2 protein-coding genes are annotated in these 1,412 nt (G+C 58.7%); one reads left to right on the plus strand and one right to left on the minus strand.

Going from position 1 to position 1,412, the window contains the following annotated elements; genetic code table 11:
• Window positions 1–69: 69 nt before the first annotated feature.
• Window positions 70–897, minus strand: a complete 828-nt coding sequence (locus AC3A3X_RS17805) for a nucleotidyltransferase domain-containing protein (RefSeq protein ID WP_487584307.1) — start codon at window positions 895–897, stop codon at window positions 70–72.
• Between the two features lie 91 nt (window positions 898–988).
• On the opposite strand from AC3A3X_RS17805, the gene AC3A3X_RS17810 reads away from it, so the two are divergent.
• On the plus strand, window positions 989–1,159 hold the full coding sequence (locus AC3A3X_RS17810) for a hypothetical protein (protein WP_487584308.1): 171 nt from the start codon (window positions 989–991) through the stop codon (window positions 1,157–1,159).
• Window positions 1,160–1,412 lie beyond the last annotated feature (253 nt).

Here is a 1,412-nt window from a genome sequence, read left to right on the forward strand (position 1 = left end):
CGGATAGTCGCCTCAAAGTCATCTGCGATCGGGTAGAGACGATGCATGGTGTGCCGCCTAACGCCAGAGTTAAGCCGAGCCGCGAAGCGGCTTCGGCTTGAATGAATTGTTAGCCCTGTGTTCCCCGAGGACGCGGTGAAACAGCTCGTTAAGCTCGTCGACTACCTGGGGAGCACGTGACTTCTGCGGAACATCGGTCGGGTCACCTGCGAGCTCCGCCTCGATGAACGCATTGAGGCGTGGGACGGCTGGGGCGAGGCCCAACTCCGGCGCGCCTCTCTTTTGCGCCAACAGCGAGTGCACTTCGGAAAGTACAGCAGGCTCTTGCTGCAACAGCGTGAGAAGCCTCTCGAACTCAATGGGTGCGGCTCCGCCCGTCTTGGCAATCCACCGAGCTGCCAAGAGCGGCCTGAGAACATAGAAGTACTTCTTCAGCCGGACCACTGGCTCCCGAAGATATCCCCGGTAGTTGGTCTTGGCCATGCTCCTGTAGTGGTAGATACCCTTCTCGGGGGAGTAGATCGCCGGCAGCAAGGCAAGAGCAGCTCCACGGAACAGACTCTCATCGATGTAGGTGATGGGAGACTGGATCCACTCTACAAACGCCGGATTGGACTTCCAGAACAGCCTGAGGGCCTTTCTAACGTCCCAGCCGTTGAGGTCGATATCATCCACGATCGGATACTCGATGACGTCGCGACGCTCTTCCAGGTCGACCGCCTGATACCACTCTGGCTCCCGCATATAGATGAAGCGGACGTCATAGTCGCTGTTGGAGGAGGCGAAGCCCCACGCCCTGCTGCCGGACTCGACGGCGAGCAGGATCCGCACGCCGTATTCCGTCTCGGCATTGCGGAGCCGCTGGAGAATTTCGGTTCTTGCGTCGTCCGGGATCATGTGTTCTTTGGGCTAACGCCGGAGTTAAGCCGCGCCGCGAAGCGGCGTCGGCTTGAATGAATTGTTAGCCCCCAAGTTCACGGAGGCGGTCATGAACAAGATCTCGGTCTACGACACGGCAGAGAACATCGACGCGCTCAGAAAAGAAGGCTGCGGCCGCGAAGAATGCAACGCCGGCACCAACTGCCACACCTGCCAGCACCGCAAGCATCTCCCTGACCGGAAGGTCTTGAAATGCCTTGAGGCCAAAAAGGGTTGCTGAGCCAGCTGCTAGGGCAATGAGAACGGATAGAGCCTTCCACCCTCGTTGCGGACTTTCAGACGGCTGCTCCATCAGCTTGAGGATACCTAAGAGAATCCGTTTCTCGAGACCAGGACTCACGATTCCACTCCCTGTTCGGGCCTAACGCCAGAGTTAAGCCGCGCCGCGGAGCGGCGTCGGCTTGAATGAGTAAAAAGGAGACTTCCCGCCCCTGCGGACAACCGCTCGGTCTTTGATGACCATGATGGTTTTC

The organism is Lysobacter sp. Soil_N_23 (assembly GCF_057656135.1).

Bases quoted from the DNA above. Each gene is read 5' to 3' on its own strand.
- AC3A3X_RS17810 (WP_487584308.1), top strand. From the start codon at position 989: ATGAACAAGATCTCGGTCTACGACACGGCAGAGAACATCGACGCGCTC.
- AC3A3X_RS17805 (WP_487584307.1), bottom strand. From the start codon at position 897: ATGATCCCGGACGACGCAAGAACCGAAATTCTCCAGCGGCTCCGCAAT.